Origin of the sequence: Pseudomonas cannabina, from assembly GCF_900100365.1 — a bacterium.
GTDB classification, from domain to species: Bacteria; Pseudomonadota; Gammaproteobacteria; order Pseudomonadales; family Pseudomonadaceae; genus Aquipseudomonas; species Aquipseudomonas cannabina.
The window spans coordinates 4,003,470-4,029,480 of record NZ_FNKU01000001.1 but is presented as its reverse complement, the minus strand read 5'-3'; the positions used below and the strand labels follow the sequence as shown (position 1 = coordinate 4,029,480).

Here is a 26,011-nt window from a genome sequence, read left to right as displayed (position 1 = left end):
CGGCTGTTTAGTAACGATAAAGAAACGAGCTTAAAGCCCAAGCTGCAAACAAGAAAAGCGCACTTGCTTGCAGCTTGAAACTTACCGCTTACAGCTATCAATCAATAGCGATAAGCGTCTGGCTTGAACGGACCTTCGACGGTCACGCCGATGTAGTCGGCCTGGGTCTTGGTCAGTTTGGTCACGACGCCGCCGAAGCCGCGGACCATTTCCAGGGCCACTTCTTCGTCGAGTTTTTTCGGCAGCACTTCAACGGTCAGCCGCTCGGCTTTTTGGGCCGGAGCCAGGTCAGCGTACTTCTGCTCGAACAGGAAGATCTGCGCCAGAACCTGGTTGGCGAACGAGCCATCCATGATGCGGCTCGGGTGACCCGTGGCGTTGCCCAGGTTTACCAGACGGCCTTCGGCCAGCAGGATCAGGTAGTCGTCATTCTGTGCGTCGAACGAGCCAGCGCCAGTACGATGGATCTTGTGAACCTGTGGCTTCACTTCTTCCCATGCCCAGTTCTTGCGCATGAAAGCGGTGTCGATTTCGTTGTCGAAGTGGCCGATGTTGCAGACCACAGCACGCTTTTTCAGCGCTTTGAGCATGTTGGAGTCGCAGACATTGACGTTACCGGTGGTGGTCACGATCAGGTCGATCTTGCCCAGCAGCGCTTTGTCGATGCTCGCTTCGGTGCCGTCGTTTTCGCCGTCGATGAACGGAGAAACCAGTTCGAAACCGTCCATGCACGCTTGCATGGCGCAGATCGGGTCGACTTCGGTCACTTTGACGATCATGCCTTCCTGACGCAGCGACTGGGCCGAGCCCTTGCCCACGTCACCGTAGCCGATCACCAGCGCCTGCTTGCCGGACAGCAAGTGGTCAGTGCCGCGCTTGATGGCGTCGTTCAGGCTGTGACGGCAGCCGTATTTGTTGTCGTTCTTGCTTTTGGTCACCGAGTCATTGACGTTGATGGCCGGGATTTTCAGCTCGCCCTTGGCCAGCATGTCCAGCAGGCGGTGAACGCCGGTGGTGGTCTCTTCGGTCACGCCGTGGATCTTGTCCAGCATCGCCGGGTATTTCTTGTGGATGATCTCGGTCAGGTCGCCGCCGTCGTCGAGGATCATGTTGGCATCCCATGGCTGGCCATCCTTGAGGATGGTCTGCTCGATGCACCACTCGTATTCTTCTTCGGTTTCGCCTTTCCAGGCGAACACAGGAATACCGGCAGCAGCGATGGCTGCAGCGGCCTGGTCCTGAGTCGAGAAAATGTTGCACGACGACCAGCGTACTTCGGCACCCAGGGCAACCAGGGTTTCGATCAGCACGGCGGTCTGAATGGTCATGTGGATGCAGCCGAGAATTTTCGCGCCTTTGAGCGGCTGCTCAGCGGCATACTTGCGACGCAAGCCCATCAGGGCTGGCATTTCGGATTCGGCGATGATGGTTTCGCGGCGACCCCAGGCAGCCAGGGAAATGTCGGCGACCTTGTAGTCATTGAAATCTGCGGGCGTGATTACAGCACTCATTGAGAGTCTCCATTCCATAAAAATGCGAATGGGCGCCGTTGTGCGTTTAAGGCTTGCCGGCCGATGATCGACCCTGCAAACAACGCCCCATCCGAGCCTGACAGGGAAAACCTGCTGCAGCGCCCCTCGGACAGGTGGCGGGAACGGTATCAAGCGTTGATGACCGTTTTGAAACGTTTGGCAGTATAGCTGCGCTGGCGATTCTTCCCAAGACTTTCTGTCGGATCACGTTCTGGCAGATTTTCGTTCCTCTATATTCTTGTACCGCACTTCGCTTCCTGGTTGTCTTTAGTCTTGCCTTTCACCGGCAGGCGAACGCGTGAGTCATGCTTTTTGTCCTGCAAAAACAGCTTGGCAAGTGCACGCGCAGTGCAATGGAAGGCAGGACGCATCATGAACACGATTTCGAAAAACACCCGACCGACAGCGCCTGACCCGGAGGGCCGTTCCCGCGTTCTCGTCGAACAGGCAGGCAAGCGTCGCATCACGCTGACCCATTATGAGAATGGCGTAACCCGGCTCGAACTGGCGCTGCCGCCGGTCAACAAACTGATCCTCAGTGGCGGTGGCGCAAAGGGCGTCGCCTACTCCGGAGCCGTCACAGCGCTTGAGCAGCAGGGCGTTCTCGATGGCATTCAGGCGATTTATGGCTCTTCAGCAGGTGCGATCATGGCCGTGCTGATTGCTTCGGGTATGGATGCCCGGCAATTCGACAAGCTGACCGACGATACCGATCTGCTTACCTTGCTCGACAGCTCCGAGAGCAGCGCCGGATGGTTCCAGCAGGCCTTTTCCGACTTGGGGGCCATCACGCAAAAAGCACTGCCCGGCGCCTTCGGTGACTTTACCCGCGTGCTGTTGAGTGTTTTGCCGCGTATCCAGTCTCAGGCTCAACCTCTGCAAGCGCTGATGCGTGAAACCGCGCGGACGACGATTCTGGCGCGAATCCATGACCGTCACCCCGTCGAGGTTACGGATATCCGTGAACGCTTGCTGGCCAACGGCCTAGTGACGTTCGCCGACCTGGCCGTGCTCAACCGCCATATTCCACAGATCAAAAACCTCAACATCACCGGCACGGCCATGCTCGCGGGAGTACCGCAACTTGTGGTATTTAGCGCCGCATTGACGCCCGATCTGGACATCGCGATGGCGGCCCATGTCTCCGCGTCCCTGCCCGTGGTGTTCAGGCAGCCGGCTGGGGAGGGCATGGTGTTTCAGGCAATAGACGAACTGACGTTCTTTCAGGACGGTGGCGTTCTGCTCAACACGCCGGTGCCTCAGCTTATTGATCCCGGGCTAACCACAGACCTGATGTCCGGCTCGGACATGTTGATCCTCCGGTTCGAAGAGCTGGAAACCCCGGGCAGCCGTGGTGGTTTTATGCAGTTGTTGTCCGATTGGCTGACCGGCGCTCCGGTGTCTGCACGTCATGAGTTCCAGAACCTCAGCCTCAAAGCCTTTGCGGAGCAGACTGTTGTGGTGCCACTGCTGACGGAAAAAGGTGATTTTCGCGGTAAGTTGGGCGGTACGCTGAATTTTGGTATGACCGCCGAGATCAAGGATCACCTGCAAGAGCGTTTGCAGCAGGCGGTCAATACGCACCTTGAACGTCGTGCGGAAAAACGAGAGCACTATGTGTTCGAGTCCATGAATGAGGCGCTGCTTAATATGGATGAAGAAATGCTCGACAGCGTTCTGAACGAGGCGCCCGACGTTACCGTGAACGGGGTACTGGCCTGGCTTTCAGGGGCAAACGCGTCACTTGCCACGCTGGAAACGCTGGTCGACACACACGAGGCGAGCAGCCGGTTGACGTTGACTGACCGTCTTCAAGCGGTCATCGCGCGTCTTGATGGCATGGTCGCCGAACCTGCGCACCTCAAATGGCTGGCACTGCAATTGAACCGCTTCGACCGAAAGGCCCGCGTGCGCCTGCTGGATGCCGTGCGCGATAACTCCGTGGCATCGCCGGTGCTGGCTGCCGCATTGGCGGAAATGCGTGAGCGGGAGATTCGAGTCATTGCGAGCAACATCAGGAAGTCGGTGATCTTTCCGTCAATGCATCTGTTTCTGCAGACGTCGGCCAACATCAATCTGTTGCTGAGTGCCGACCGGATTCTGTTGCAGGCGACTACCGCAAGCGAAGTCAATCGCGCACTGGACGGCATTATTGCCGCCTACACCTCCCGATCCGCGCTGCCTGGCGAGTGGCTGCAATCCGGTACTGTGGAACTGGCAAGGTCCTGGCGCATAACAACGGCCGATGCGGCGGCGTAATGGCATGGGCACGGGCGGCTGGCTCTGCCATCATGCGCTTCTCTACCGGCCAGACGCTCAGGAGTGAACATGAATTTCCACACCCGCAAGTGGGTAAAGCCCGAAGACCTCAACCCCAACGGCACTCTGTTCGGCGGCAGCCTGCTGCGCTGGATCGATGAAGAAGCTGCGATTTACGCCATCGTCCAGCTGGGTAATCAGCGGGTGGTGACCAAATATATTTCCGAGATCAACTTTGTCAGCGCCTCGCGTCAGGGTGACATCATCGAACTGGGTATCACCGCCACCGAGTTCGGCCGTACCTCGATCACCCTGAAATGCCAGGTGCGCAACAAGATCACCCGCAAAAGCATCCTGACGGTCGAGAAGATCGTCTTCGTCAACCTCGACGAAGACGGCCAGCCCGCCCCGCACGGCCGGACTGAAATCCGCTACATCAAGGACCAGTTCGACGTGGAGGACTGATGTTTCCTATCTCTTAAAACCGGGCGCAGAGCATGGGTACGATAGTTGAGTGATCGTTCTCCCTCTCCAGTGGGAGCGGACTTGTCCGCGAAGACGATCGCTCAAACGATGCATTTCAGAGTCAAGACCAGACGCAGAGCGTCCAGAACGGCATGCGACGCGGAGCGTCGCACGATAGTTGAGTGATCGTTCTCCCTCTCCAGTGGGAGCGGGCTTGTCCGCGAAGACGATCGCTCAAACGATGCATTTCAGAGTCAAGACCAGACGCAGAGCGTCCAGAACGGCATGCGACGCGGAGCGTCGCACGATAGTCGAGATTCCTCACGCTCGCGTGGGAATGCCGTTCACGACGCTTAGTTCAGCCCTTCCCCTGCAACGCCCGCAACCAAGACAGCCCTTCGCTGGTATCGCCTCTCGGGCGGTATTCGCAGCCGATCCAGCCGTCATAGCCCAGTTCGTCGATGACGTTGAACAGGTATTCGTAGTTCAGTTCGCCGAGGTTCGGTTCATTGCGATCCGGTACGCCTGCGATCTGGATGTGGCCGATGCCGGCGAAGTCGCGGCGCAGTGTGCTGGTCAGGTCGCCTTCGACGATCTGGCAGTGATAGCAATCGAACTGTACTTTCAGGTTGTCAGCACCCACCAGTTTGCAGATTTTCTGCGCCTGATCCTGACGATTAAGGAAGAAGCCCGGCATGTCGCGGGTGTTGATCGGTTCGATCAGGATCGTGACGCCAACACCCTTGGCTTGTTGCGCCGCGAAGGCCAGATTTTCCAGATAGACCGCCTGATGACGCTCGCGCAGGTTTTCGTCAGGCAGCAGGCCGGCCATTACGTGCACGCGGTCGGTGCCCAGCACCTGCGCGTATTCCAGCGCACGTTCGATCCCACTGCGAAATTCCGCCTCACGGCCCGGCAGCGTGGCGATCCCGCGCTCGCAGTTATCCCAGTCACCCGGCGGGGCGTTGAACAGCGCCTGCACCAGACCGTTGTCGCTCAGGCGTTGTTTGAGTTCCTGCGGCGTGTAGGCATAAGGAAACAGGTACTCGACCGCGCCGAAACCGTCGGCAGCGGCTGCGGCAAAGCGCTCAAGAAAATCATGCTGCGGGTACAGCATGCTGAGGTTGGCGGCAAAACGAGGCATGTTAACTCCAGTCTTCAAAGGGTCAGACGAATGGCCAAAGCAGCAGGGTGATCACAAAGCCCAGTGTGCCGAGCAGCGTGACCAGTACAGTCCAGGTGCGCAAGCCGTCGGCGACGTTGAGGCCCGCCAGCTTGGTGAACATCCAGTAACCGGCGTCGTTGATGTGCGACATGGCCAGACCGCCACCGCCCATGGCCAGACACAGCAGAGCCAGATGGTTGGCGCTCAGGTCCAGCGTGGCGATCAGCGGGCTGAGAATACCCGCAGTGGTCACCAGCGCGACGGTGGTGGAGCCTTGAACGGCACGCAGCAACAGGGTCAGCAGAAAGCCCAGCGCCAACACCGGCAAGCCCGTGTTACGCAAGGCTTCGGACACCACTGCACCAATTCCGGTATCGACCAGCACTTTGCCGAACACGCCACCGGCACCGGCAATCAGGATCACCATGGCCACACCGGGCAATGCCGAGCCGATCACGTCCGACACCTGAGAACGGCTCCAGCCGCGACGCGAACCCAGCAGCCAGGCGCACAGCAGTGTGTCGATCAACAGCGCCACCAGCGGCGCGCCAAGTACGGTCAGCACTGCGCGCAACGTCGAGGTGGCTGGCAGCAGTGTGGTCGCCAGCGTCCCCAGCAGGATCAACACAATCGGCAACAGAATCAGTGCAATGATCAACCCGAAACCCGGTGCCGGTGCTGGCGGCAGTTTGCTCGCCAGACTGCTGGCAGTTTCTTCAGCGCCCAAGGTTCTGGTTTCAGTCGTTTCGCGCACGCTCGAATAGTCGTTGCGCGCCCAGGCTTCGAGGTCTTCGTTGGTTACGTGCGGGCCGTAGACTTCGGCGCGGATGTCGTCGGTCATCGGGTAGGTTTTGCGAGTCATGCGCGCTGCCACGAAGTAACCGATCGCGCACAATACCGCCACGATCGGAATACCCAGCATCAACACACGCCCGAGATCTGCGCCCAACTGGCTGGCAGCGGCAACGGCGCCAGGATGTGGCGGCAGGAAGGCATGCACGGCCAGCAACGCGGCTCACATCGGTAGCGCGAAAATCAGCAGCGGCTTGCGTGCCGCCCGGGCCACGCCGTAGGCCAGCGGCATGAGGATGATCACACCGACTTCGAAGAACACCGGAATACCGACCATGAAACCCGCCACCGTCAGGGCCAGCGGCGTGCGCCGGTTGCCGAAGCGCTTGATCAGGGTCTTGGCCAGTGCTTCGGCGCCGCCCGACAGTTCGATGATGCGTCCGATCATCGCGCCCAAGGCGATGATGATCGCGATGTGACCGAGGGTCTTGCCCATGCCGCCTTCAATGGTGGCGACCAGATCAGCCGGTTTAACACCGGCGACCAGTGCCACGATGATACTGACCAGCATCAAGGCAACGAATGGCTGGAATTTGTACTTGAGCACCAGAAACAGCAGCAGTGCGATGCCCGCACCGGCCACGACCATCAACATGAGTGGTGTCATGCCTGCGCACTCCGGCCTGAGTTGGTGGGGAAGGACGACGAAACAGCGGGATAGATGTAAGTCATGCTCTCGATTCCTGTTGTTATTGTTTTTCGGCCGTGAAGCGCAGCGCGCCTCACGATCACTGTGGGCTCACTACCATTTCGCGCCGAACACCTGACGCAGTTCTTCAAGCGCCACCGGGTCGAGCGGCTCGGGTTTGGGGTCGGTCATCAGCCATAAACGAGCGGTTTCTTCCAGCTCTTCGAGGGCGTAGCAGGCCTTGGCCACCGAGCTTTCCCAGACCACCGGGCCAAGCCGTTCGAGCATCACGCCGCGCACGCTATTGGCCAGCTCGGCCACGCGCTCGGCAACTTTCGGTGAGCCGGGCCGCTCGTAAGCGATCAGCGGGATGTGTCCGACCTTCATGACTTGATACGGCGTCAGCGGCGGCAGAATGTCATCTTCACACCAGACGCCCGCGAGGGTCAGGGCCACCAGATGGGTCGAGTGGGTGTGCACCACGCCGCCGACCTGCGGGTTGCGGTCGTAGACTTCGCGGTGCAGCGCCAGGGTTTTGGAGGGTTTGCTGCCCGAGACCCATTCGCCGGCCAGATTGACCTTGGCGATGTCCGCCGGGTCCATGCGGCCCAGGCAGGCGTCGGTCGGCGTGATCAGCCAGCCGTCGTCGAGACGCGCGCTGATGTTGCCGGCGCTGCCGACCGTGTAGCCACGGCCATACAACAGCCTGCCGACGTCGCAGATTTCCTGACGCAGAGCGTTTTCATCGATCATCACGCTGCTCCCGCCAGTTGCTTGAGCGCTTTGGCGAAGAAGTCGCGTGCGCCGAAGTTGCCGGATTTCAGCGCCAGTGCCAGCGGTTGCACGCCGCTGCTGAACGTGGCCGGAACGCCGGGATCGATCTGTGCGCCGATCTGCAGCAATTGCACGCCTAACGTCTGAACCACCGCGCCAGACGTTTCACCCCCGGCGACCACGAAACGACGCACGCCAGTGTCCAGCAGCCCTATGGCGATTTCGCCCAGCGCGGCTTCAACCACGGCACCGGAGCGTTCGACGCCCAGCTCTTGCTGCACGGCTTTGACTTCGTCTGGCGTGCTGGTCGCATAGATCAGCACGGTCTGACCGGCGTCTCTGGCAAAGGCCAACGCCTGCTCCACTACCGGTTTGCCAGCGGCCAGATCCAGCGGATTGATGCGCAGGGCAGGGCGATTGGCTTCCAGCCAGGCAGCGACCTGACCATTGGTGGCGACCGATGCGCTGCCGGCCAGCACCACTTCGCCACCGACGATGGCGATCTGTTTGGCCGCGTCGATGTCGCGCAGCTTGCCGGCCTTGCGGAAGTTGCCTGGCAGGCCCAGTGCCAGCCCCGATCCACCGGTCAACAGTGGCAAATCGGCACAGGCTTCGCCCAGTGTATAAAGGTCGGCATCCGACAGCGCATCGGCAATCGCCATGCTCACGCCTTCGGCACGCAGTTCGGCGATTTTGTCGCGCACGCTGTCGACGCCTTTGGCGACCGTGTCGTAGCGCAACAGGCCGACCTTGCCACGGGTTTGCGCTTGCAGCACACGGACCAGATTGGCATCGGTCATCGGCGTCAGCGGGTGGTTCTGCATGCCCGATTCATTGAGCAACTGGTCCCGCACGAACAGGTGACCCCGAAAAATCGTGCGGCCGTTCTCCGGGAACGCCGGGCAGGCCAGGGTGAAGTTGCTGCCCAGTTGCTCAAGCAGTGCTTCGCTGACCTGACCGATGTTGCCAGCGGCGGTCGAATCGAAGGTCGAGCAGTATTTGAAGAAGATCTGCTCGCAACCGCGTTCGCGCAGCCACTCCAGCGCAGCGAGGGATTCGGCCACTGCATCAGCGCTTGGCGTGGTGCGGGATTTCAGGGCGATGACAATGGCATCGGCATCCAGATCAGCCGCCATCCCGGCGTCGGGAATGCCAATGCTCTGCACGGTGCGCATACCGCCCCGTACCAGCATGTTGGCGAGATCGGTCGCGCCGGTGAAATCGTCGGCAATGCAGCCCAGCAGCGGGCGAGCGTTGTTCAGGCTCATCATTCGCTCCTCAGGCTTTTTCTGGTTTGGCTTTAGGCAATTCGATGCCCGGGAAAATCTTGATCACCGCCGAGTCATCTTCCCGTCCAAAACCGGCGCTGGAAGCCTGCATGAACATCTGGTGCGCAGTGGCCGACAGCGGTAGCGGAAATTTGCTGCTGCGCGCGGTATCCAGCACCAGGCCGAGGTCCTTGACGAAGATGTCCACCGCCGACAGCGGCGTGTAATCGGCATTGAGGATGTGCGGCACGCGGTTTTCGAACATCCACGAGTTACCGGCACTGTTGGTGATCACCTCGTACAGCGCGTCGGCATCCACGCCTTCACGCAGGCCAAGCGCCATGGCTTCGGCACTGGCCGCAATGTGCACGCCCGCCAGCAACTGATTGATGATTTTGACTTTCGAACCCAGACCGTGGACGTCGCCCAGGCGGTAAACCTTGCCGGCCATGCCGTTGAGAATGGCTTCTGCCTTGGCGTAGGACTCGGCCGGGCCGGAAGTCATCATGGTCATCTGGCCAGCAGCGGCCTTGGCTGCGCCGCCGGAGATCGGGGCGTCGAGGTACAGCAGGTGCTGCGCGGCCAGACGCTCGCCCAGTTCAACCGCGAAGGTTGGCGCGACGGTGGCGCAGCCGATCACCAGACTGCCGGGACGCAGGGCCGCGACCGCGCCGTTTTCACCGAACAAGACGGTCTCGGTCTGCTCGGCATTGACCACGACGGTAATGATCACGTCGCAGGCAGCCGCCATGCCGGCCGGGGACTCACAGGCAACACCGCCTTCCTGGGCGAACGCTTCGGTCACGCTGCTGCGCACATCGCAGGCGTGCACGTTGAAGCCGCTACGCAGCAACGAGCGGGCAATACCCAGGCCCATCGCACCCAGGCCGATAACGCCAACATTTTTAGTGTTCATGCAGTAATCCTCAAAGTCTGTGTCGATGACCGTGATGCCAGCGCTCGGTCGTTATTGTTCTGATCTGTGAATCCGATAGTGAATCAATAGGTAAATAATGTGAAGTATTTTTATTTCTAACAAAATTTAACACTCTGAGTATTTCTGCTTGCCCTTTCCCATCGCCCACAAAAAAGCCCCTGGTCGGGGCTTGATTGAAATCGTTCGATTGTCGACGCGTGGCGTCAGCCGTAAATTCTCAGAATTTCGGCACTGGCGCGCTGGTGGCGTTTTTCAGCGAACCGCTTTCCTGGCGCACGACATCTTTGGGTTTGTACGCGCAATAACCGGGGCGCGGGCCAATCTTCGGGTGGTTGCGGCAGGTGTCCGGGCGCTTGTCATAGATCGTGCACAGACGGCTCTTGCGGTCCAGGTACAGGCAGTCGTTGTTACTCATGCGCTGCAAGGTAAAGATTTCCGACTTCTGGTTGTAGCGCTCGACGATGCCTTCCTTTTGCAGACGCTTGGCGATGTTCTTCGCCGGATCGCCACGTTCGAACTCATCGACGATGCCGATGCGGATCAGGTCCTTGATCTTCACTTCGACCGGCAACGTGCAGCAACTGGACACGCAGCCACCGCACATGTGGCTGGAGTACTTGGCCTAGGTGTCGATGCGATCGAGTTCTGCGGCGGCGATCAAGGTGGATTTCATTTCAGGTCCGGGTTCCGGGTGTAACAGGGCGCGCGATGATAAAGGGGACAGGGGCAAGCTACAAGCTGTTAGCTACGAGCGGCAAGCTTGCAGCTTGAGGCTTACAGCTTGCAGCTCGAGGCTTGCTTCACTCAGCCATGATTTTTACCCAGCAGTGCGTGGTACAGCTCGGTATCGCCCAGAATACCGACCACCTGGTTACCGTCCTGCAACACCAGTTTGTTGCCGGTCTGGTAGCGGATCTGCAAGGCGTCGCGCATGCCGATGTTGGAGTGCACCACTGTCGGGCGGCGGTCGAGGCTGTTGACGTCCTGGCCGGGGGTCCAGTTTTGCAGGTCGAGCGCGCCGGTGCCCTGGCGTGCGCCTTTGATTACGTTGCCTTCCGCCAGATCGAGCCAAGAGTCGCCGCTCGGGTCCAGGCACACCGAGCCGTTGACCTTGGTGCAGTCATCGACGGGACGCATCAGGCTGCGACCACAGAGCACGTTCAACGGATTGGTGTGCGCCACGAAGGTCCGCACATACTCGTCGGCCGGGTTGAGGACGATCTGTTCCGGCACGCTGTACTGAACGATGCGGCCGTCTTTCATGATCGCGATGCGGCTGCCGAGTTTCAGTGCCTCATCCAGGTCGTGGCTGACGAACACGATGGTTTTGCTCAGCTTGGTTTGCAGGGCGAGCAGTTCGTCCTGCAAACCCTGGCGGATCAACGGGTCGAGTGCCGAGAACGGTTCGTCCATCAGCAGGATGTCAGCGTCCATCGCCAGCGCACGGGCCAGGCCTACGCGCTGCTGCATGCCACCGGAAAGCTCGTCGGGCTTCTTGTTGCGCCACTGGGTGAGGCCGACCAGTTCGAGTTTTTCATCCACCAGCTTGCGCCGTTCCTTTTCCGGTCGACCCTGCATCTCCAGGCCGAAGCTGATGTTTTCGCGCACCGTCAGCCAGGGCATCAGAGCGAACTTCTGGAACACCATCGCGATGCGCTTGGTGCGCATCATTTTCAGCTCGGCGGCGCTGCAATTGGCGATATTGATCTGCGAGCCTTCATGTTCAACGAACAATGACCCACGGCTTACCGTGTTGAGGCCGTTGATGCAGCGCAGCAGGCTGGATTTACCCGAGCCCGAGAGGCCCATCAATACGCAGATTTCGCCTTTTTCGATGTCCAGACTGGCGCTCTCGACGCCGACGATCTGGCCGGTTTTCTTGAGAATCTGGTCACGCGTAAGGCCTTCGTCCAGCAGCTTGAGGGCTTCACGCGGGTCCTTGGAGAAGATGACGTCTACCTTGTCGAATTTGATGATGCTCATGCGTCAGACCCTTTCTTGGCTTCGGGTTGTTTGCAGATGCGGTCGAGCATGATTGCCAGCAATACGATTGCCAGACCTGCTTCGAAACCGAGGGCGATGTCGGCGGTGTTCAGGGCATTGACGACCGGTTTACCGAGGCCGTCCGCACCGACCAGTGCCGCGATCACTACCATCGACAACGACAGCATGATGCACTGGGTAATGCCGGCCGCGATGCTGGGCATGGCGTAGGGCAGTTCGATGCGGGTCAGCAACTGGCGGCGCGACGAGCCAAAGGCCTTGCCGGCGTCCAGCAGCTCTTGAGGCACATCGCGAATGCCCAGATACGTCAGGCGTATCGGTGCGGCAATGGCGAAGACCACTGTCGAGATCAGGCCGGGCACCACGCCGAGGCCGAACAGGGTGAGGGTCGGAATCAGATAGACGAAGGTGGGCACGGTCTGCATCAGGTCCAGTATCGGCCGGATGATGGTGTAGAACATCGGTTTGTGTGCGGCAATGATGCCCAGTGGCACGCCGATGACGACGCAGACCAGGGTGGCGAAGAGCACCTGCGCCAAGGTTTCCATGGTTTCCTGCCAGTAATGCAGGTTGAGAATAAGCAGAAATGAAAGGATGACGAAAACCGTCAGGCCCCACTTGCGCTGAATGAAGTGCGCGAGTGCGGCAATCAGGCCGATCAATACCAACGGGTTGAACCAGGTCAGCGCAAAGGTGAACCCGTGGATCATCATTTCCAGTGTCGAGGCTATCGCATCGAAGTAGTCGGCGCCGTTGGCCGTCAACCAGTCGACGAATGCGGCGATGTACTCGCCCAGAGGGATTTTTTGATCAGTCAGCATGGTATCGGGTGTCCGCTTGCGGAAGGTGAAGAGGGCAGCAGGCGGGGCAGGCCCGCCTGCTGTCGGCTTACTGGGTCAACTTGGCCTTGGCTGCCTCCAGGCCTGGTTTGCCATCCACGGTGGTCACGCCTGCGAGCCAGGTGTCGAGCACTTGCGGGTTTTTCTTGATCCACGCCTTTGCAGCGGCATCAGGCTTGATCTTGTCGTCCAGCACGTTGCCCATCAGGGTGCTTTCCATGTCGAGGGTGAAAGACAGGTTCTTGAGCAACTGGCCTACGTTGCTGCATTCCTGACTGTAGCCTTTGCGGGTATTGGTGTAGATAGTCGCCTGGCCATAGTTGGGGCCGAAGAAGTCATCACCGCCGGTAAGATATTTCATCTTGAAGCGGGTGTTCATCGGGTGCGGTTCCCAGCCCAAGAACACTACGTCGTTGTTGCGTTTCACGGCGCGGTCGACCTGCGACAGCATCGCTGCTTCGCTGGATTCCACGACTTTGAAGCCTGCATCTTTCAGGCCGAAAGCGTTCTTGTCGATCATGCTCTGGATCAGGCGGTTGCCGTCGTTGCCAGGTTCGATGCCGTAAATCTTGCCGCCCAGCTCTTTCTTGAATTTGGCGATGTCGGCGAAGTCATGCAGGCCTTTGTTGTAGAGCGCTTCTGGAACGGCCAGGGTGTATTTGGCGTTCTCCAGATTGGCGCGCACGGTTTCCACCGTGCCGGCTTCGCGATAAGGCTTGATGTCGTTTTCCATGGTCGGCATCCAGTTGCCGAGGAAGACGTCCATGTTCTTGCCGTCGGCCAGCGACTTGTAGGTCACCGGTACGGAAATCATGGTGGTCTTGGTCTTGTAGCCCAGCGATTCCAGTACGGCGCTGGTGACTGCGGTGGTCACGGTAATGTCAGTCCAGCCGACGTCGGAGAAGTTGACCGTATGGCAGGCCTCTGGCTCGGCTGCCTGGGCGAGCACCGGCATACAGAGCGTGGCGGCCAACAGCAACGATTTGGAACCTTTCATGGGGTGGACTCCTGTGAGTTTCTTCTAGTCATCAGCAGGTGAACGCTGACGCGGCTTATGGGTGGCGGGGCCTTTCACGAAGCTCCATCACTGCGCCGGGCGATCGAGTCGGAGCCGATCATCTAACAGGGACAGTGAAACGCCTACTGGGGGCGTCGTATCCAGTGCAGGCGGCGTCGTATCCAGTGTGCGCAAGGTCGCTTACAGATTGGTTGCATCGTACAAGCGCCCCGTTGCAGCGTTGGAGCAGCTGAAAAACGGCCAGTACGTTACGCAGTCGCTGCGCGTGTTGGCAGCGTCGGTTGGCAGGTCGTTGCCTGCGCGAACGCGGACCTTTGGAGGGGGGTAACGCCGACAAGTTCACTTTGCAGGCCGTATTCGCTGGCGAGGCGCCATCCCGGACGGCACATTCGGACGCTGCGCGCTTTTCGAACACGCACTTTCCCGGCCGCCACCTTTTAGCGCGAAAAGTTGCCCGCCGCCGGGTTTTTCAGGGTGTGCCTTGAGTAGCACTCTGCATGCGGCTGGCGCTCGAGCGTTTCCCTGGAGTGCTACCGAATTGCTCATCGGTTGCCACAGACAGCGGGCCCTGGCGTCGCAAACAGGTACCCGGGTCGCTGCCGGATAGACGCATCGCGACGTCGTTTTCAGGTGTTATTGAATACCCGATCAATTTCCGGCATGAGATTTGCGATGTCATCACAAAGCCCTGCAAAGGAAAGGGCTATAACAAGAGCCCGACCTAGGGCCAACCTATGCCACGTGTGAGGAGATAGTGTGATGACATCGTTCAATCCAGGGGTTCTACCCCAGAACCGCGCGCCACAATCCATCGGCTTTCTGCTGCTGGATAACTTCACCCTGATCTCCCTCGCATCGGCGGTAGAACCTCTTCGTATGGCCAATCAGTTGTCGGGACGCGAGCTGTATCGCTGGACCACACTGAGCGTGGACGGCGGTCAGGTCTGGGCCAGCGATGGCTTGCAGATCACACCGGACGCGGCCATGCAGAAAGCCCCGGCGCTGGACACTGTGATTGTCTGCGGTGGCGTCGGCATCCAGCGCACCGTGACCCGCGAACACGTCAGTTGGCTGCAAAGCCAGGCGCGCCAGTCACGACGTCTCGGTGCGGTGTGCACCGGCAGTTGGGCGCTGGCGTGTGCCGGATTGCTGGATGGTTTCGATTGCAGCGTGCATTGGGAATGTCTGGCATCGATGCAGGAAGCCTTCCCGCGTGTGGCGATGAGTACGCGTTTGTTCACGCTCGACCGCAACCGTTTCACCAGCTCCGGCGGCACTGCGCCGCTGGACATGATGCTGCACCTGATCAGCCGCGATCATGGCCGTGAACTGTCGGCGGCAATTTCCGAGATGTTCGTCTATGAGCGCATTCGCAACGAGCAGGATCATCAACGCGTGCCACTCAAGCACATGCTGGGCACCAATCAGCCAAAGCTGCAAGAGATTGTGGCGCTGATGGAGGCCAACCTCGAAGAGCCGATCGACCTCGACGAACTGGCGGTGTATGTCGCCGTGTCGCGCAGGCAACTGGAGCGTTTGTTCCAGAAATACCTGCACTGCTCGCCGTCGCGCTACTACCTGAAGCTGCGCCTGATTCGCGCCCGGCAACTGCTCAAGCAGACGCCGATGTCTATCATCGAAGTGGCGTCAGTGTGCGGCTTTGTATCGACACCGCACTTTTCCAAATGCTACCGCGAATACTTCGGCATTCCGCCGCGCGACGAACGCGTAGGCTCCAACACCGCGCAACAGGTCGCCATGCTGCCCATTCCACAAGCGCTGGTGCTCGCGCCGTTGTCGGGACCGCTGTCGGCGTTGAGCCAGGCGCGGAATGAATCGACGTTTGCGAGTGTGCGGCTTTAGTTTGACTGAGCAGGGTGACGCAGAGCGTCGCACGATAGTTGAGTGATCGTTCTTCCTCTCCAGTGGGAGCGGACTTGTCCGCGAAGACGGTCGCTCAAACGATGCATTTCAGAGTCAATACCGGACGCAGAGCGTCCAGAACGGCATGCGACGCGGAGCGTCGCACGATAGTTGAGTGATCGTTCTCCCTCTCCAGTGGGAGCGGACTTGTCCGCGAAGACGGTCGCTCAAACGATGCATTTCAGAGTCAAGACCGGACGCGGAGCGTCCAGAACGGCATGCCGACGCGGAGCGTCGCACGATAGTTGAGTGATCGTTTCCCCCTCTCCAGTGGGAGCGGACTTGTCCGCGAAGACGGTCGCTCAAACGATGCATTTCAGAGTCAAGACCGGACGCAGAGCGTCCAGAACGACATGCCGACGCAGAGCGTCGCAGTCGAGTGATCGTTTCCCCCTCTCCAGTGGGAGCGGACTTGTCCGCGAAGACGATCGCTCAAACGATGCATTTCAGAGTCAAGACCGGACGCAGAGCGTCCAGAACGACATGCCGCCGCAGAGCATCGGCACGACAGTTGACCTTTAAATAATTGACCCTCAAAGCGCGAAGCGCGCCACCATGCTGTTAAGGTCCACGGCCAAGCGGGACAGTTCGCTGCTGGCGGCGCTGGTCTGGTTGGCGCCAGTGGTGGACTGGGCCGACAGGTCGCGGATGTTCACCAGGTTGCGGTCCACTTCGCGTGCGACCTGGGCCTGTTCTTCGGCGGCGCTGGCGATGACCATGTTGCGTTCGTTGATTTCTTCGACCGCCAGGTTGATGGTGTTCAGCGCCATGCCTGCGCCCTTGGCGATATTCAGGGTCGATTCGGCACGTTCGGTGCTGTTGCGCATCGAACCAACGGCCTGCTCCGTACCCCCTTGAATGCTGCCGATCATGCGCTCGATTTCGCTGGTCGACTGCTGGGTGCGATGTGCCAGCGCCCGGACTTCGTCAGCCACTACCGCGAAACCCCGACCCGCTTCACCGGCGCGTGCCGCTTCGATGGCGGCGTTGAGTGCCAGCAGGTTGGTCTGGTCCGCCAGACCGCGAATCACATCCAGCACCTTGCCGATGTCGCGGGATTCAGTGGCCAGATTGATGATCAATTCAGCGGTTTCTTTCACATCGCCGCTCATCCGCTCGATAGCGCCAACCGTTTCCTGAACCAGATCACGACCGTCGGCAGCCGAGGTCGCGGCATTGCGTGACGCTTGCGAGGTGCTGATGGCGTTGCGGGCCACTTCTTCCACCGCACTGGTCATCTCGTTGACGGCGGTGGCGGCCTGCTCGATTTCGTTGTTCTGCTGCAATAGCCCGCGGGCGCTTTCGTCGGTCACCGCATTCAGCTCTTCGGCCGCTGAAGCCAGCTGGGTAGCAGAGCCGGAAATGCCCTGAAGCGTGTCACGCAGTTTGTCCTGCATAGTTTTCATGGCCAGCAGCAGACGACCGGCTTCGTCGGTACCATCGATCCGGATCGGCTGGGTCAGGTTGCCTTGCGCGATGGTTTCTGCGGCATGCAGCGCGGTGGCAATGGGTGTGGTGATGCTCTTGATCAGCATCCAGGCAAACACGATGGTCAGCAGTGTGGCGGCGATCAGCAGCCCGATCACCATATTGAACGCCGAGTCGTACTCGCGGGAGGCGTCCTTCTTGACCTGGTTCAACTGAGCCGTATTGATTTCCACCAGCTTGCCGAGCACAACGTTCATCTGGTCGGAGTTATTGACCATCTCGTTATTGAGCAACGCCTGAAGTTCGCTGATCTTGTCGGCGCGGGTGAGGGTCTTCATGCGCTCTTCAAGCTGACGGTACTGCCCTAGCAGCTGCACGTACTGATCATATAGGGCGCGCTCATTGGCATCGGCGATCAGCTTTTCATAGATCGCCTGGGCGTCAGTGATCTGCTTGTTGCGCATGGCCAGCAGGTCGATGGTCTTCTGTTGGGTGGCTGGATCGCGGTTGACCAGCAAGCGGTAAGACAGCACACGCAAGCGAATACTGACTTCCGCAAAGCGGTCGAGGCTTTTGATGCTGGGCACGTTGTTGTCGGCCAGTATTTCAGTGGCACCGCGGATCTTGCTCATCTGCGACAGGGCGAAAACACCGAGGATCAGCATGAGTGAGCCAATCAAGGCGAACCCCAGGAACGCTCGGGGTGCAATGTTCATATTTCGAAGGGACATAGAAGCTTCCAGAGTGAGGTGCGCGTTCCATGCGGCGGGGCTATGAACAGACGTGAAAAAGTAGTTAGTGGCTGCCTATCGGTCATACGACTAAAGTCTTGAGCGAACAGGCACGTAATGATCACCGCAGATGGTTGACGTTTTTGCTGGAAATCACCCGCAGCCTGCGCAACCCCTTGAAAACACTGAGGAGGGGTGTAGTCCGCTGATGGCAACTGGCCCAGCCAGTGTGCGGATTTGTCGCACGTGGTGATGGGCTGACGAACAGCAGGAACCGGAATCCGATTACGCAGTCACAAGCCCCCTATGCGTTGCGTTATCGACGTGTCCATGCCGTGGCAGGTCAGTATTAATGGCCAGGCGCTGGCATGCGCAGTGACTTTTCTTTATCGTGTGCGCCCGTTGAAATTTGCTCGAGAAATCAAAATGTTGGAAGCCTCCCTTAGCCAATTGGAACAACTTGTCGGTGACCTGGTGCAGCAGAATCAGGCGCTTCAAGAGACAAATGCGCAGCTCAACGCCGAGCTGGCAAAAGCCAAGGACGAGAACGAGAACTTGCAACTGAGCCTGATGGAACAGGAAGAGAAGCAGGGCAGCACTGCCGCCCGCATTCAGGCGCTGGTTGATCGCGCGACCAGCGCAAGTGCTGTCAGCGCATGAACGTCGACGGCAGCGGTGTAACCGTTCTTTCGATTCTGGGCAATGAGTATTCGGTCAAGGCCCCGGCTGGCGAAGACCTGACGCTCATGAAGGCGGCCGCGATGCTCAGTGCGTCGCTGGCCGACACCAAGCGCAAATACCCGACCTTGATCGGTGACCGTTTGCTGGTTCTCGCCGCCCTGAACCTGTGTTCGCAACAGATCGAGCTCGAGCAGTTGCACAAGGTCGAGCTGAAGCGTTATCGGGAGAAGGTCGACGCAACGGTTGATGTGATCGCCAAGACTATTTCTCAGGGTTGAGTGCTGGGCACCTCAGAACGAATGCGACTGTTTGCGTCTGCGCCATTGGCCGAGCTTTTCTTCCAGTAACAGCGGGCTGTCGATTTGTTGGCGGCGGGCGTGGCTGAAGAGGATCAGCGCCAACTCGGCGGTGACCAAGGCATCGGCGCTGGCGTTGTGGCGTTCTTCGGCGTGCAGGCCGAAATAGCGGGTCCAGTCGTCGAGCCCGGCATGCCGCAGGTTGGCCTGCTCGAACAGCATCGGGGCGATTTCGGCGGCGTCGAAAAACGGGTGCTGCAGGCGATAGTCCAGGCTTTCCTTGAGCGCCCGCGCTAGCATGTGCTGATCGAACGGCGCATGAAAACCCAGAATCGGACTGTCGCCGACAAACTCCATGAAGTCCAGCAATGCCTGGGCTGGCTCGCTGCCTGCCGCAATCGTGCTGGGCGCCAGGCCATGAATCAACACCGCCGGGCTGACTTTATGGTCGACGCGCAACAGGGTGCGTTCGAACTGCTGACCCAGATCGATGGCCCCGTCCTCGATGACGACCGCCCCGATGGACAGCACCTGATCGCGGTTCATGTTCAAACCGCTGGTTTCCAGGTCCAGCACCACCCAGCGTTGTTGGCGCAACGGCTTGTCACTGAGCCGCGCGCAAACGGGCAGTTGTTCAAGCCGTTGCAGTTGATGAGCGTGCAGTGGCGCTGACTTGCGACGCGGCCTGAGCCATTCGAACAGATTCATAGCTGATAACGCAGGGCCAGGCTGGTTTGCAGCCGCTGCGCCTGACGGAACGACTCGCGCAGGATGCGCCGGTCCAGATGGTTGAGCGTGTCCGGGTCGATGCGGTTGGAATAAGCGAGGTTCTGGCGGCTTTGCAGTTGATGCTGCTGCATGCGGGTTTGCTGGATGAAGTGATAAGCCTCCTCGTAAGCCGCGCCATCCAGCGGGTCGATGACTTCGCGCTCGACCAGTTGTCGCAGGCGTTCCTGCGTATTGTTGGCCCCGATCCCGTTGGCCAGCGCCAGCAGGCGTGCACCATCGACAAAGGGCGTGAGGCCTTCGGTCTTGAGGTCCAGTGTGTCCTTCTCGCTGCCTTTTCGGGCCAGCACGAAATCCTTGAAGCGGCCCACCGGGGGGCGCTGACGCAGCGCGTTTTCAGCCATCAGGCGCTGAAACAGTCGGTTATCTGCGACCTGCTCAAGCACGCCACGGCGCAGTTGCTCGCAGCCGCTTTCATCACCCCAGACCACACGCAGATCGAAATAAATGCTCGACGCCAGCAGGTTTTCCGGTGTCGCCTCGCGAACAAAAGCAGCAAAGCGCCTCGCCCATTCCGCACGCGACAGACACAGCTCCGGGTTGCCGGCCATGATATTGCCTTTGCACAGCGTGAAGCCGCATTGCGCCAGGCTCTGGTTGATGCGCTCGGCAATCGGCAGCAGCTGCCGGCGAATCTGCTCCGTCTGCGTCGCATCGCTGGTTTCGAAAAGAATGCCGTTGTCCTGATCGGTGTGCAGCGTCTGTTCACGTCGCCCTTCGCTGCCGAAACACAGCCAACTGAACGGCACGCCGGGATCGCCGGTTTCTTCAAGCGTCAGCTCGATCACCCGGCACACCGTGTGATCGTTGAGCAAGGTGATGATCTGAGTGATCTGCGTCGAAGAGGCGCCGTGCGCCAGCATCCGATCGACCAGCTGAATGATGTCGCCCCGCAGGCCGCTGAGCGTTTCAATGCGCGGCGCCGTGCGGATGGTGCGCGCCAGGTGCACCAGATCGACCCGCTGCAACGAAAACAGATCGCGCTCCGACACCACGCCACACAGTCGCCCGTCTCTGACCAGGCAGACATGCGCAATATGTCGCCCGGTCATGGCGACGGCGGCGTCGAAGGCACTGGCATCCGGGCTCAGGTGAAAGGGGGCCAGACTCATGGTGTGCCTGACGGGGGCGCTGAAGTCGGCATGCACATCGGCAACCGCTTCACGCAGGTCGCGCAGGGTGAAAATACCCAGTGGCGACTGCTGCTCATCGACGATCACAATGCTGCCCACCTGCTGCTCGTGCATCAGCTTCACGGCTTCCCGCATCGGCGTTTCAGGGCTGCACATCACCGGGTGGCGCATGGCCAGTTCACCGAGGCGCGTGTTCAGTGAGTACTGCGTGCCGAGGGTTTCGGCGGCGCGTTGGCGGACCTGATGATTGACCTGGTCCAGCAGGCTGCTGACCCCGCGCAGGGCGAAGTCGCGAAACGTGGTAGACAGCGCGAACAGCTTGATGAACGCCTGTTTATTCAGTTGCAGACAGAACGTGTCTTCGGCCGCGCGATGCTCGGTTCGGGTCGCTCGTTCACCGAGTAATGCCGCCAGCGGGAAGCATTCGCCGGTGGTGATTTCGAAGGTCGTCTCGGTGCCACCCTTGGCAGTATGCGGACGTTCGCCTGCAACTCTGCCTTGTTTGACGACGTAAAAATGTTCTACTGGCCCATCGCCAGGCTTGATGATGCTCTCATCGGCAGCGTAGAACCTGAGCTGGCACTGTTCGACCAGGTAGGCGAGATGGGCATTTTCCATCTGATTGAAGGGCGGGAATTTTTGCAGGAACTGCATGGTGCCGTGTATGTTCTGCAACACGGCCGTTCTGCCTGCCTGGGTAAAAGCATCTGCCTTGCTCATGGCCTGTTCCGCGTTCTTGTTATTGGCGACCATGGTCGACCGCTTGCAGCACAGTGCCCATTGGACGTAAGTCTTACGCCTGAGCCGAGCGACATGACCACCGCTGTTGCGCAACGACTGATTTGACGAGTGCAAGGGATGGCGAACTGCAACTGGCCGGGAAGCCGACGAAATACATCGCAGATTGAGCGAAGTCTGCTGTCGGATTAGTTCAGGGAATGATGAGGCTGCAATGATTGACCACGACATTCTGAGCGACGACGAACGCAGCGCCCTCAACGAGGTGATGCTGACGCCCGATCGCAGCACACCGCAACGGGTACTGATCGTTGACGACGACAGTGACGCACGCGAGCTGCTGGCTGAAATTCTGAGTCTCAACGACATCAGCTGCATGACCGCGCCCGGCGGCGACATCGCACTGGAAATGCTGCAAACCCGTCAGTCCATCGGGCTGCTGATCACCGATCTGCGCATGGCCCCGTTCGATGGTTTGTCCTTGATCCGCAAGGTTCGCGAATCGGAACGCGCCGAGCTGCCCATCATTATTGTGTCTGGCGATGCCAACGTGCGCGACGCCATCGATGCCATGCACCTGAACGTGGTGGATTTCCTGCTCAAGCCGCTCAACACCAAGCAACTGGTGCGGATGGTCAAGCGTGAGCTGGGCATGAGTTGAAAAGCTGATCCGCAAGCCTGACTGACGGTCGTGCCGTTACGCTGGCACGACCGGGTTTTCGGTTTCAAGGCGGCGGAAACTGGGCGGCGGTACGCTGACCGTCGACATTGGACAGCTTCTGCCACCGCAGCAGGTTGCGCCAGCCCACAACCGTAGAATCCCGCGCTCGTTCACGAACGATCAATACCAGCGGTCGCCACGTTTCTTTGGTCAGCAGGATATCGTCGATGGCGTGCTGAGCCTTTTCCGCCGCCTGTAAGTCTCCACGCTGCATGGCCAACGCCTGAATGCCGCGATACCCGTCTATCTCCGCGCCCGCCCGGCCTTTCATCGAGTAATTGACGTTGTACTGGCAGTAATGACTTTGCTGGCCCAGACGCTTGATCGTTGCCTCGAAAGCGTCAAGCAGCATCGCCGCCCGCAGGCGATTGTCCGGCGTGTCTTTGTTGCCGGTCTCGTCCGGCTCCAGTGTCTCGATGCAGCGCAGCAACCACAGGTCGCGGTTGGCGCTGATTTCGGCTTGCATGTCGCGTGGTGTGGAGTAATGCCGGTCAAGATCGGCATCCTGCTTGTCGCCGATCAGAAAGGGCGATATTTCGTTCTTCTCCAGTGCCCAGGCCAGGTCACGGGACATTCCCAACTGCAAGCCCAGCCCCTGACCCTGAACGCCATAATCAGCGCCTTTTCTGGCCGGCGTGGCCGAGCTGGCAATTGGCGCGACGTTCAGGTTGGCGGTAACGCCCGCACGTTGCTGCGCGGTATCGCCCTTGGCGCCGACGACACTGATGAATCCGCCGGTTTCCGTGCGCTTTTCCTTGATTCGCTCAGCGTCGACGTACACTGAAGGTTCCAGCGTCAAGGTCTGCGAGGCATCGCTTGAGCCGTCTTTGAAGCGTACCGCCGGTGTCCGCAGCGCCACACGTGCTGCCACGTTGCGGGTGCTGGACGTTGCATCGATCTGGCTGATCGAAACTTCCGGATTACGCGCCAGGATGGCTTCCAGTGGCCCGGAATACCGCTGACCCTGTTTGGGCTCGAGGATGTCCCAGCGCACCATGCTGTCCAGCGCGTTGAGCATGTTGCCGCGCATTTCATCGTCTTTATGGCGGGTGCGGAAAAAACGCATGAGGGTCGAGCTGGTTCTGGTTTCCTGAGCCGTGAAGCGGCCTGTGAGCGCGGTCTGTATCGCCACGCCCTCTGCAACCGCACCGCCGACCGCCACACCGATGGTTGCCTCGGCGGCCTCGGTTCGCGCTTTGCCGAAGGACATCTCCATGCCCAGAATCGGCATGAACAATTGCGCGAAGGCTTCGTCACTGCGCGATTTTTCTGCCGAGAAGATCGGCGAGACCAGAGGCGATATCAGGCCGTAGGGCAGGGACGGCAGGCCGACCCCCAGCGTGCCTCCACCACCCAGTCGCAAACGGTCGCGCAGGCGGCTTTCCAGAATGAACGGTTTGAAAAACGTCACGATGTCGCTTTTCTCACTCAGGTGCCGGTTTTTCAGCAGTTTTATCGCCGCGCTCAGGTCTTGCTCGAGCACCTCGTCGACCGACTGAGCGGGTTGCAGGGCAGGCGGCAAAATCTCGCGCAGGTGCTCATCGACACGATTGAGGGCCTCGTAGACCGACAGCTTGCTGTTTGCCAGCTCGCGGTAAAGCGGCGGCAATTCGATGGGTTGCGCTTTGTGCAGAACGTTGACTGCACGCTTGCCGCTCGCGTCTGGCTTGTCCCACATCTGCGACAGCCGCTGTTGATGGAGCCTTGCCTTGAGCAGGCTTTGCATCGACTGGCCATCGCGTTTTTTCAGCATCGTCTGTGACAGGTGAGTGCCTTTCTTTTCCAGCGATTTCAAATGGTCGAGCAGGGCATGCGCTGCCGAGATCTCGAGTTGCAGTTGCGGTGCGCCCCGGCAGCTTTTCAGGGTGTCTTCCAGTTGCTTGATGCGCGCTGAAATCACCTGATCAACCTGCTGTCTGGGCGATTGCAGGCCCATGCTTTCGCCCACCGAGTAGGCGCGATTCAGTGTCGATTTGGCAAAGGGTGTCTTGTTGAGCGTGGGCACGAGACGGCGCGCCAGCGAGCTTTTCGCCGGCGTCGTTGCCGGTGCTTCCTGTGAGGTATTGGCGGCTACTGCGCGCATCACCCATTCCGCCGTCGCTTTTTTCAGACGCCGATCATGTTGCGCGTAAGGCGTGCCGGGGGCGTTGCTGAAATAGCCGTTGCGGACTGCGTTGAAAGCGGCGTGATCGATGTCGTCGAACGATTTCTCGTTTCCATCCAGCTTGCTACGTGCCACCTGTTTGGCGGTTTGCAGCCAGGCTTTGACCTTACCGTCGGGCTCGGTTTGCTGCGCCTCATCGGAATTCCAGAACACCCGCAGCGGTTTGGCCCGCTCGGCCGTTATTGGTGCAGTGCCGTCGCTGGACAGCACGTGGAGGATTTCCATGCCGCGCGGCACCGTCGCCAGTTTTCGGCAAAAACTGACGGTGTCCTGCTGAACGCTGTTGTTTTTTGCGCTGCGGGTCCTGACCGACTTCGCCAGGTCCTCGGCAACCTGCGGCCAATGTTCCAGCGGGTGCTGGTTCAGCAGGTCGAGCACGCGCCTGGCGCGGGTCGCGTCGTTACCCGTCAGCGCTGCCAGCGCTGATGTCACGATCTCGACCACGGCGAAGGCCGGCAGCGGTGTTGGCGGCGGCGTGCCTTGCAGACGATCGGCAATGCGTTGCAGGGCCGGTTGAATGTCCTCCGCGCCGGCCGCAGCAAAAGCATTGGCTTCGCCGATCTGACTGGCGAGGTACTGCTCGCGGACTTTCTTGAGAGCGGTTTTGTCGATGCGCGCTTCGGCATGCTTTTCCACCGGCGCGGCCGTCTGTTCCGGGGCAGGCAATCGCTGTTCGAGTGTCTTGAGTACCGAGCGCTCGCCGCTGACGATGGCAAGTCGCTGGTGCAGCTCGCCGATCTCGTCGTTCAAACGTGCACAATCGGTACTGACCCGCACCAGTCTTTTTGCCAGCTGCTGATGGGTTTGCATGGCCTGCGAGCGCTCTGCAAGCGTCTGCTCAATGTGTGTGTCCAACCTGCCCCCTTCGGCCGAACCTTCGGGTGCTTCCCGGCGCTGGGCACGCAGCGTAGCAAGTTGTGCGTTGGCGTGCGCGGCGGCGCGCTCGGCCACGGTCATGTCGTGGTCGAGCGAGATCAGCTCGCGGGTCTCTGCCACTTTAAGCTCCAGTTCGATGGCGATAGCCGCATGCCGGTTGGCGAAACGGGCATCCACCGTCTGCATGCGTGTGCGCAGATCGGTCAGCCATTCCCGGGAGAACCCGGCTTGCTGTTCAACCTGATCCTGCCCCTCGCTCAGTGCGCCCAGTTGCAACACCTCCGTGCCCTGGATCAGCTCCCGGAGTTGCTGACCGGCCAGACGAGTTTTCGCATCGGCTTGCCTGACGCGGGCTCTGGCCTGGTCCAGTCGTTCGGCCGACGAGGGCGGGGCGGCGTGTTCGAGCGAATCAAGATGTTCCCGCGCCGCCACCAGCGCGTGGGTCGCCGTGGCGAGCACCTTGCTCTGATGATCCAGTCGAGTGCTCAACTCTTCAACGGCAGCGGCGATGGCTTCGGGGCTGACTTCGGGGCTGGGCTGCGGGGTTGTGGCTTTGCCTCTGGACTTGCTGTCGGTGCTGACCACCTCGCGCAGCGCGGCAGGCTTGAGCCACGGAAACACCTTGGTCGTCAGACGCCTTGCCTTTGACGGAGCGGGGCGCTCCCAAAGCGATGTCGGTGCGGCCTTCAGACTGGTCAGCGCCGATTCGGCCAGGCGCTGCAGTTCATGCGCCTCTTTCAGCAACGGATCGTCAGCCTGATCATTCGCTGCGCCGGCTTCAACCTCCGGGACC

Annotated in this window: 18 protein-coding genes, 3 pseudogenes and 1 riboswitch; of the genes and pseudogenes, 6 read left to right on the top strand and 15 right to left on the bottom strand. The window is 59.9% G+C overall.

The features are described 5' to 3' along the window. Positions 1–101: 101 nt before the first annotated feature. Positions 102–1,511 carry an adenosylhomocysteinase gene (gene ahcY, locus BLT55_RS19035; RefSeq protein ID WP_007248023.1) on the bottom strand — a complete coding sequence of 470 codons (1,410 nt, stop codon included), beginning with the start codon at positions 1,509–1,511 and terminating at the stop codon, positions 102–104. A 23-nt stretch (positions 1,512–1,534) separates the two neighbouring features. Then, positions 1,535–1,645: riboswitch (S-adenosyl-L-homocysteine riboswitch) on the bottom strand. Positions 1,646–1,904: 259 nt separating this feature from the next. Between ahcY and BLT55_RS19030 the strand changes: the two genes are divergently transcribed. Beyond that, a complete protein-coding gene (locus tag BLT55_RS19030; protein WP_055001327.1) occupies positions 1,905–3,791 on the top strand; it encodes a patatin-like phospholipase family protein in 1,887 nt (628 codons plus the stop codon). A 69-nt stretch (positions 3,792–3,860) separates the two neighbouring features. Beyond that, a complete protein-coding gene (locus BLT55_RS19025; protein WP_002551711.1) occupies positions 3,861–4,256 on the top strand; it encodes an acyl-CoA thioesterase in 396 nt (131 codons plus the stop codon). Positions 4,257–4,614: 358 nt separating this feature from the next. Here the strand turns inward: BLT55_RS19025 and otnI are convergent, their stop codons facing one another. From otnI to BLT55_RS18980, 9 genes and pseudogenes are all read right to left on the bottom strand, one after another. Beyond that, positions 4,615–5,400, bottom strand: coding sequence for a 2-oxo-tetronate isomerase (gene otnI, locus BLT55_RS19020; protein WP_055001328.1), 786 nt, complete (start codon positions 5,398–5,400; stop codon positions 4,615–4,617). Positions 5,401–5,422: 22 nt separating this feature from the next. Continuing rightward, positions 5,423–6,880 (bottom strand): annotated as a pseudogene (locus BLT55_RS19015) (GntT/GntP/DsdX family permease). Positions 6,881–7,015: 135 nt separating this feature from the next. Further along, positions 7,016–7,654, bottom strand: a complete 639-nt coding sequence (otnC, locus tag BLT55_RS19010; protein WP_055001329.1) for a 3-oxo-tetronate 4-phosphate decarboxylase — start codon at positions 7,652–7,654, stop codon at positions 7,016–7,018. Further along, on the bottom strand, positions 7,654–8,943 hold the full coding sequence (gene otnK / locus BLT55_RS19005; protein ID WP_055001330.1) for a 3-oxo-tetronate kinase: 1,290 nt from the start codon (positions 8,941–8,943) through the stop codon (positions 7,654–7,656). Before otnK ends, otnC begins: the two co-directional genes overlap by 1 nt. A 10-nt stretch (positions 8,944–8,953) precedes the next feature. Beyond that, complete coding sequence (gene ltnD, locus BLT55_RS19000; RefSeq protein WP_055001331.1) at positions 8,954–9,859, bottom strand: L-threonate dehydrogenase; 906 nt, start codon at positions 9,857–9,859, stop codon at positions 8,954–8,956. A 238-nt stretch (positions 9,860–10,097) separates the two neighbouring features. Beyond that, positions 10,098–10,553: pseudogene (locus tag BLT55_RS18995) on the bottom strand (YkgJ family cysteine cluster protein). Between the two features lie 131 nt (positions 10,554–10,684). Then, positions 10,685–11,863, bottom strand: coding sequence for a choline ABC transporter ATP-binding protein (gene choV, locus BLT55_RS18990; RefSeq protein ID WP_055001332.1), 1,179 nt, complete (start codon positions 11,861–11,863; stop codon positions 10,685–10,687). Then, positions 11,860–12,705: a choline ABC transporter permease subunit gene (choW, locus tag BLT55_RS18985; RefSeq protein ID WP_007248013.1), complete on the bottom strand. Its 846-nt coding sequence runs from the start codon at positions 12,703–12,705 to the stop codon at positions 11,860–11,862. Before choW ends, choV begins: the two co-directional genes overlap by 4 nt. A 67-nt stretch (positions 12,706–12,772) precedes the next feature. Further along, positions 12,773–13,720, bottom strand: a complete 948-nt coding sequence (locus BLT55_RS18980) for a choline ABC transporter substrate-binding protein (protein WP_055001333.1) — start codon at positions 13,718–13,720, stop codon at positions 12,773–12,775. A 780-nt stretch (positions 13,721–14,500) separates the two neighbouring features. Here BLT55_RS18980 and gbdR point away from each other — a divergent pair. Further along, on the top strand, positions 14,501–15,604 hold the full coding sequence (gene gbdR / locus BLT55_RS18970; protein ID WP_055001334.1) for a choline metabolism transcriptional regulator GbdR: 1,104 nt from the start codon (positions 14,501–14,503) through the stop codon (positions 15,602–15,604). A gap of 593 nt (positions 15,605–16,197) precedes the next feature. On the opposite strand, the gene BLT55_RS34825 is transcribed toward gbdR, so the two are convergent. Then, complete coding sequence (locus BLT55_RS34825) at positions 16,198–17,061, bottom strand: methyl-accepting chemotaxis protein (protein ID WP_406628018.1); 864 nt, start codon at positions 17,059–17,061, stop codon at positions 16,198–16,200. Then, positions 17,053–17,808, bottom strand: a pseudogene (locus BLT55_RS34820) (MCP four helix bundle domain-containing protein); the annotation flags it as partial. The pseudogene BLT55_RS34820 and the gene BLT55_RS34825, both read right to left, overlap by 9 nt. 441 nt (positions 17,809–18,249) lie before the next feature. On the opposite strand from BLT55_RS34820, the gene BLT55_RS18960 reads away from it, so the two are divergent. Continuing rightward, positions 18,250–18,483 (top strand): hypothetical protein, encoded by a 234-nt coding sequence (locus BLT55_RS18960; protein ID WP_007248008.1) that lies wholly within the window; start codon positions 18,250–18,252, stop codon positions 18,481–18,483. Further along, entirely contained in the window at positions 18,480–18,782 is a 303-nt protein-coding gene (locus BLT55_RS18955; protein ID WP_055001335.1) for a cell division protein ZapA, read from the top strand. Before BLT55_RS18960 ends, BLT55_RS18955 begins: the two co-directional genes overlap by 4 nt. Before the next feature lie 12 nt (positions 18,783–18,794). On the opposite strand, the gene BLT55_RS18950 is transcribed toward BLT55_RS18955, so the two are convergent. Further along, positions 18,795–19,508 (bottom strand): 3'-5' exonuclease, encoded by a 714-nt coding sequence (locus BLT55_RS18950; protein WP_055001336.1) that lies wholly within the window; start codon positions 19,506–19,508, stop codon positions 18,795–18,797. After that, entirely contained in the window at positions 19,505–21,439 is a 1,935-nt protein-coding gene (locus tag BLT55_RS18945) for a DUF294 nucleotidyltransferase-like domain-containing protein (protein ID WP_055001340.1), read from the bottom strand. The genes BLT55_RS18950 and BLT55_RS18945 overlap by 4 nt, the downstream gene beginning before the upstream one ends. Positions 21,440–21,671: 232 nt before the next feature. Here BLT55_RS18945 and BLT55_RS18940 point away from each other — a divergent pair, with 232 nt between their 5' ends. Then, positions 21,672–22,118, top strand: a complete 447-nt coding sequence (locus tag BLT55_RS18940; RefSeq protein ID WP_007248005.1) for a response regulator — start codon at positions 21,672–21,674, stop codon at positions 22,116–22,118. A gap of 64 nt (positions 22,119–22,182) precedes the next feature. On the opposite strand, the gene BLT55_RS18935 is transcribed toward BLT55_RS18940, so the two are convergent. Further along, positions 22,183–25,962, bottom strand: a complete 3,780-nt coding sequence (locus BLT55_RS18935) for a hypothetical protein (RefSeq protein ID WP_055001341.1) — start codon at positions 25,960–25,962, stop codon at positions 22,183–22,185. Positions 25,963–26,011 lie beyond the last annotated feature (49 nt).

Excerpts from the sequence above, each read along its gene's own strand:
- otnC (WP_055001329.1), bottom strand. The coding sequence starts at position 7,654 with ATGATCGATGAAAACGCTCTGCGTCAGGAAATCTGCGACGTCGGCAGG.
- BLT55_RS34825 (WP_406628018.1), bottom strand. The coding sequence starts at position 17,061 with ATGCAGGACAAACTGCGTGACACGCTTCAGGGCATTTCCGGCTCTGCT.
- choW (WP_007248013.1), bottom strand. The coding sequence starts at position 12,705 with ATGCTGACTGATCAAAAAATCCCTCTGGGCGAGTACATCGCCGCATTC.
- choV (WP_055001332.1), bottom strand. The coding sequence starts at position 11,863 with ATGAGCATCATCAAATTCGACAAGGTAGACGTCATCTTCTCCAAGGAC.
- BLT55_RS19025 (WP_002551711.1), top strand. The coding sequence starts at position 3,861 with ATGAATTTCCACACCCGCAAGTGGGTAAAGCCCGAAGACCTCAACCCC.
- BLT55_RS18955 (WP_055001335.1), top strand. The coding sequence starts at position 18,480 with ATGAACGTCGACGGCAGCGGTGTAACCGTTCTTTCGATTCTGGGCAAT.
- ahcY (WP_007248023.1), bottom strand. The coding sequence starts at position 1,511 with ATGAGTGCTGTAATCACGCCCGCAGATTTCAATGACTACAAGGTCGCC.
- BLT55_RS18960 (WP_007248008.1), top strand. The coding sequence starts at position 18,250 with ATGTTGGAAGCCTCCCTTAGCCAATTGGAACAACTTGTCGGTGACCTG.
- otnK (WP_055001330.1), bottom strand. The coding sequence starts at position 8,943 with ATGAGCCTGAACAACGCTCGCCCGCTGCTGGGCTGCATTGCCGACGAT.
- BLT55_RS19030 (WP_055001327.1), top strand. The coding sequence starts at position 1,905 with ATGAACACGATTTCGAAAAACACCCGACCGACAGCGCCTGACCCGGAG.
- BLT55_RS18940 (WP_007248005.1), top strand. The coding sequence starts at position 21,672 with ATGATTGACCACGACATTCTGAGCGACGACGAACGCAGCGCCCTCAAC.
- BLT55_RS18980 (WP_055001333.1), bottom strand. The coding sequence starts at position 13,720 with ATGAAAGGTTCCAAATCGTTGCTGTTGGCCGCCACGCTCTGTATGCCG.
- ltnD (WP_055001331.1), bottom strand. The coding sequence starts at position 9,859 with ATGAACACTAAAAATGTTGGCGTTATCGGCCTGGGTGCGATGGGCCTG.
- gbdR (WP_055001334.1), top strand. The coding sequence starts at position 14,501 with ATGACATCGTTCAATCCAGGGGTTCTACCCCAGAACCGCGCGCCACAA.
- BLT55_RS18950 (WP_055001336.1), bottom strand. The coding sequence starts at position 19,508 with ATGAATCTGTTCGAATGGCTCAGGCCGCGTCGCAAGTCAGCGCCACTG.
- otnI (WP_055001328.1), bottom strand. The coding sequence starts at position 5,400 with ATGCCTCGTTTTGCCGCCAACCTCAGCATGCTGTACCCGCAGCATGAT.
- BLT55_RS18945 (WP_055001340.1), bottom strand. The coding sequence starts at position 21,439 with ATGAGCAAGGCAGATGCTTTTACCCAGGCAGGCAGAACGGCCGTGTTG.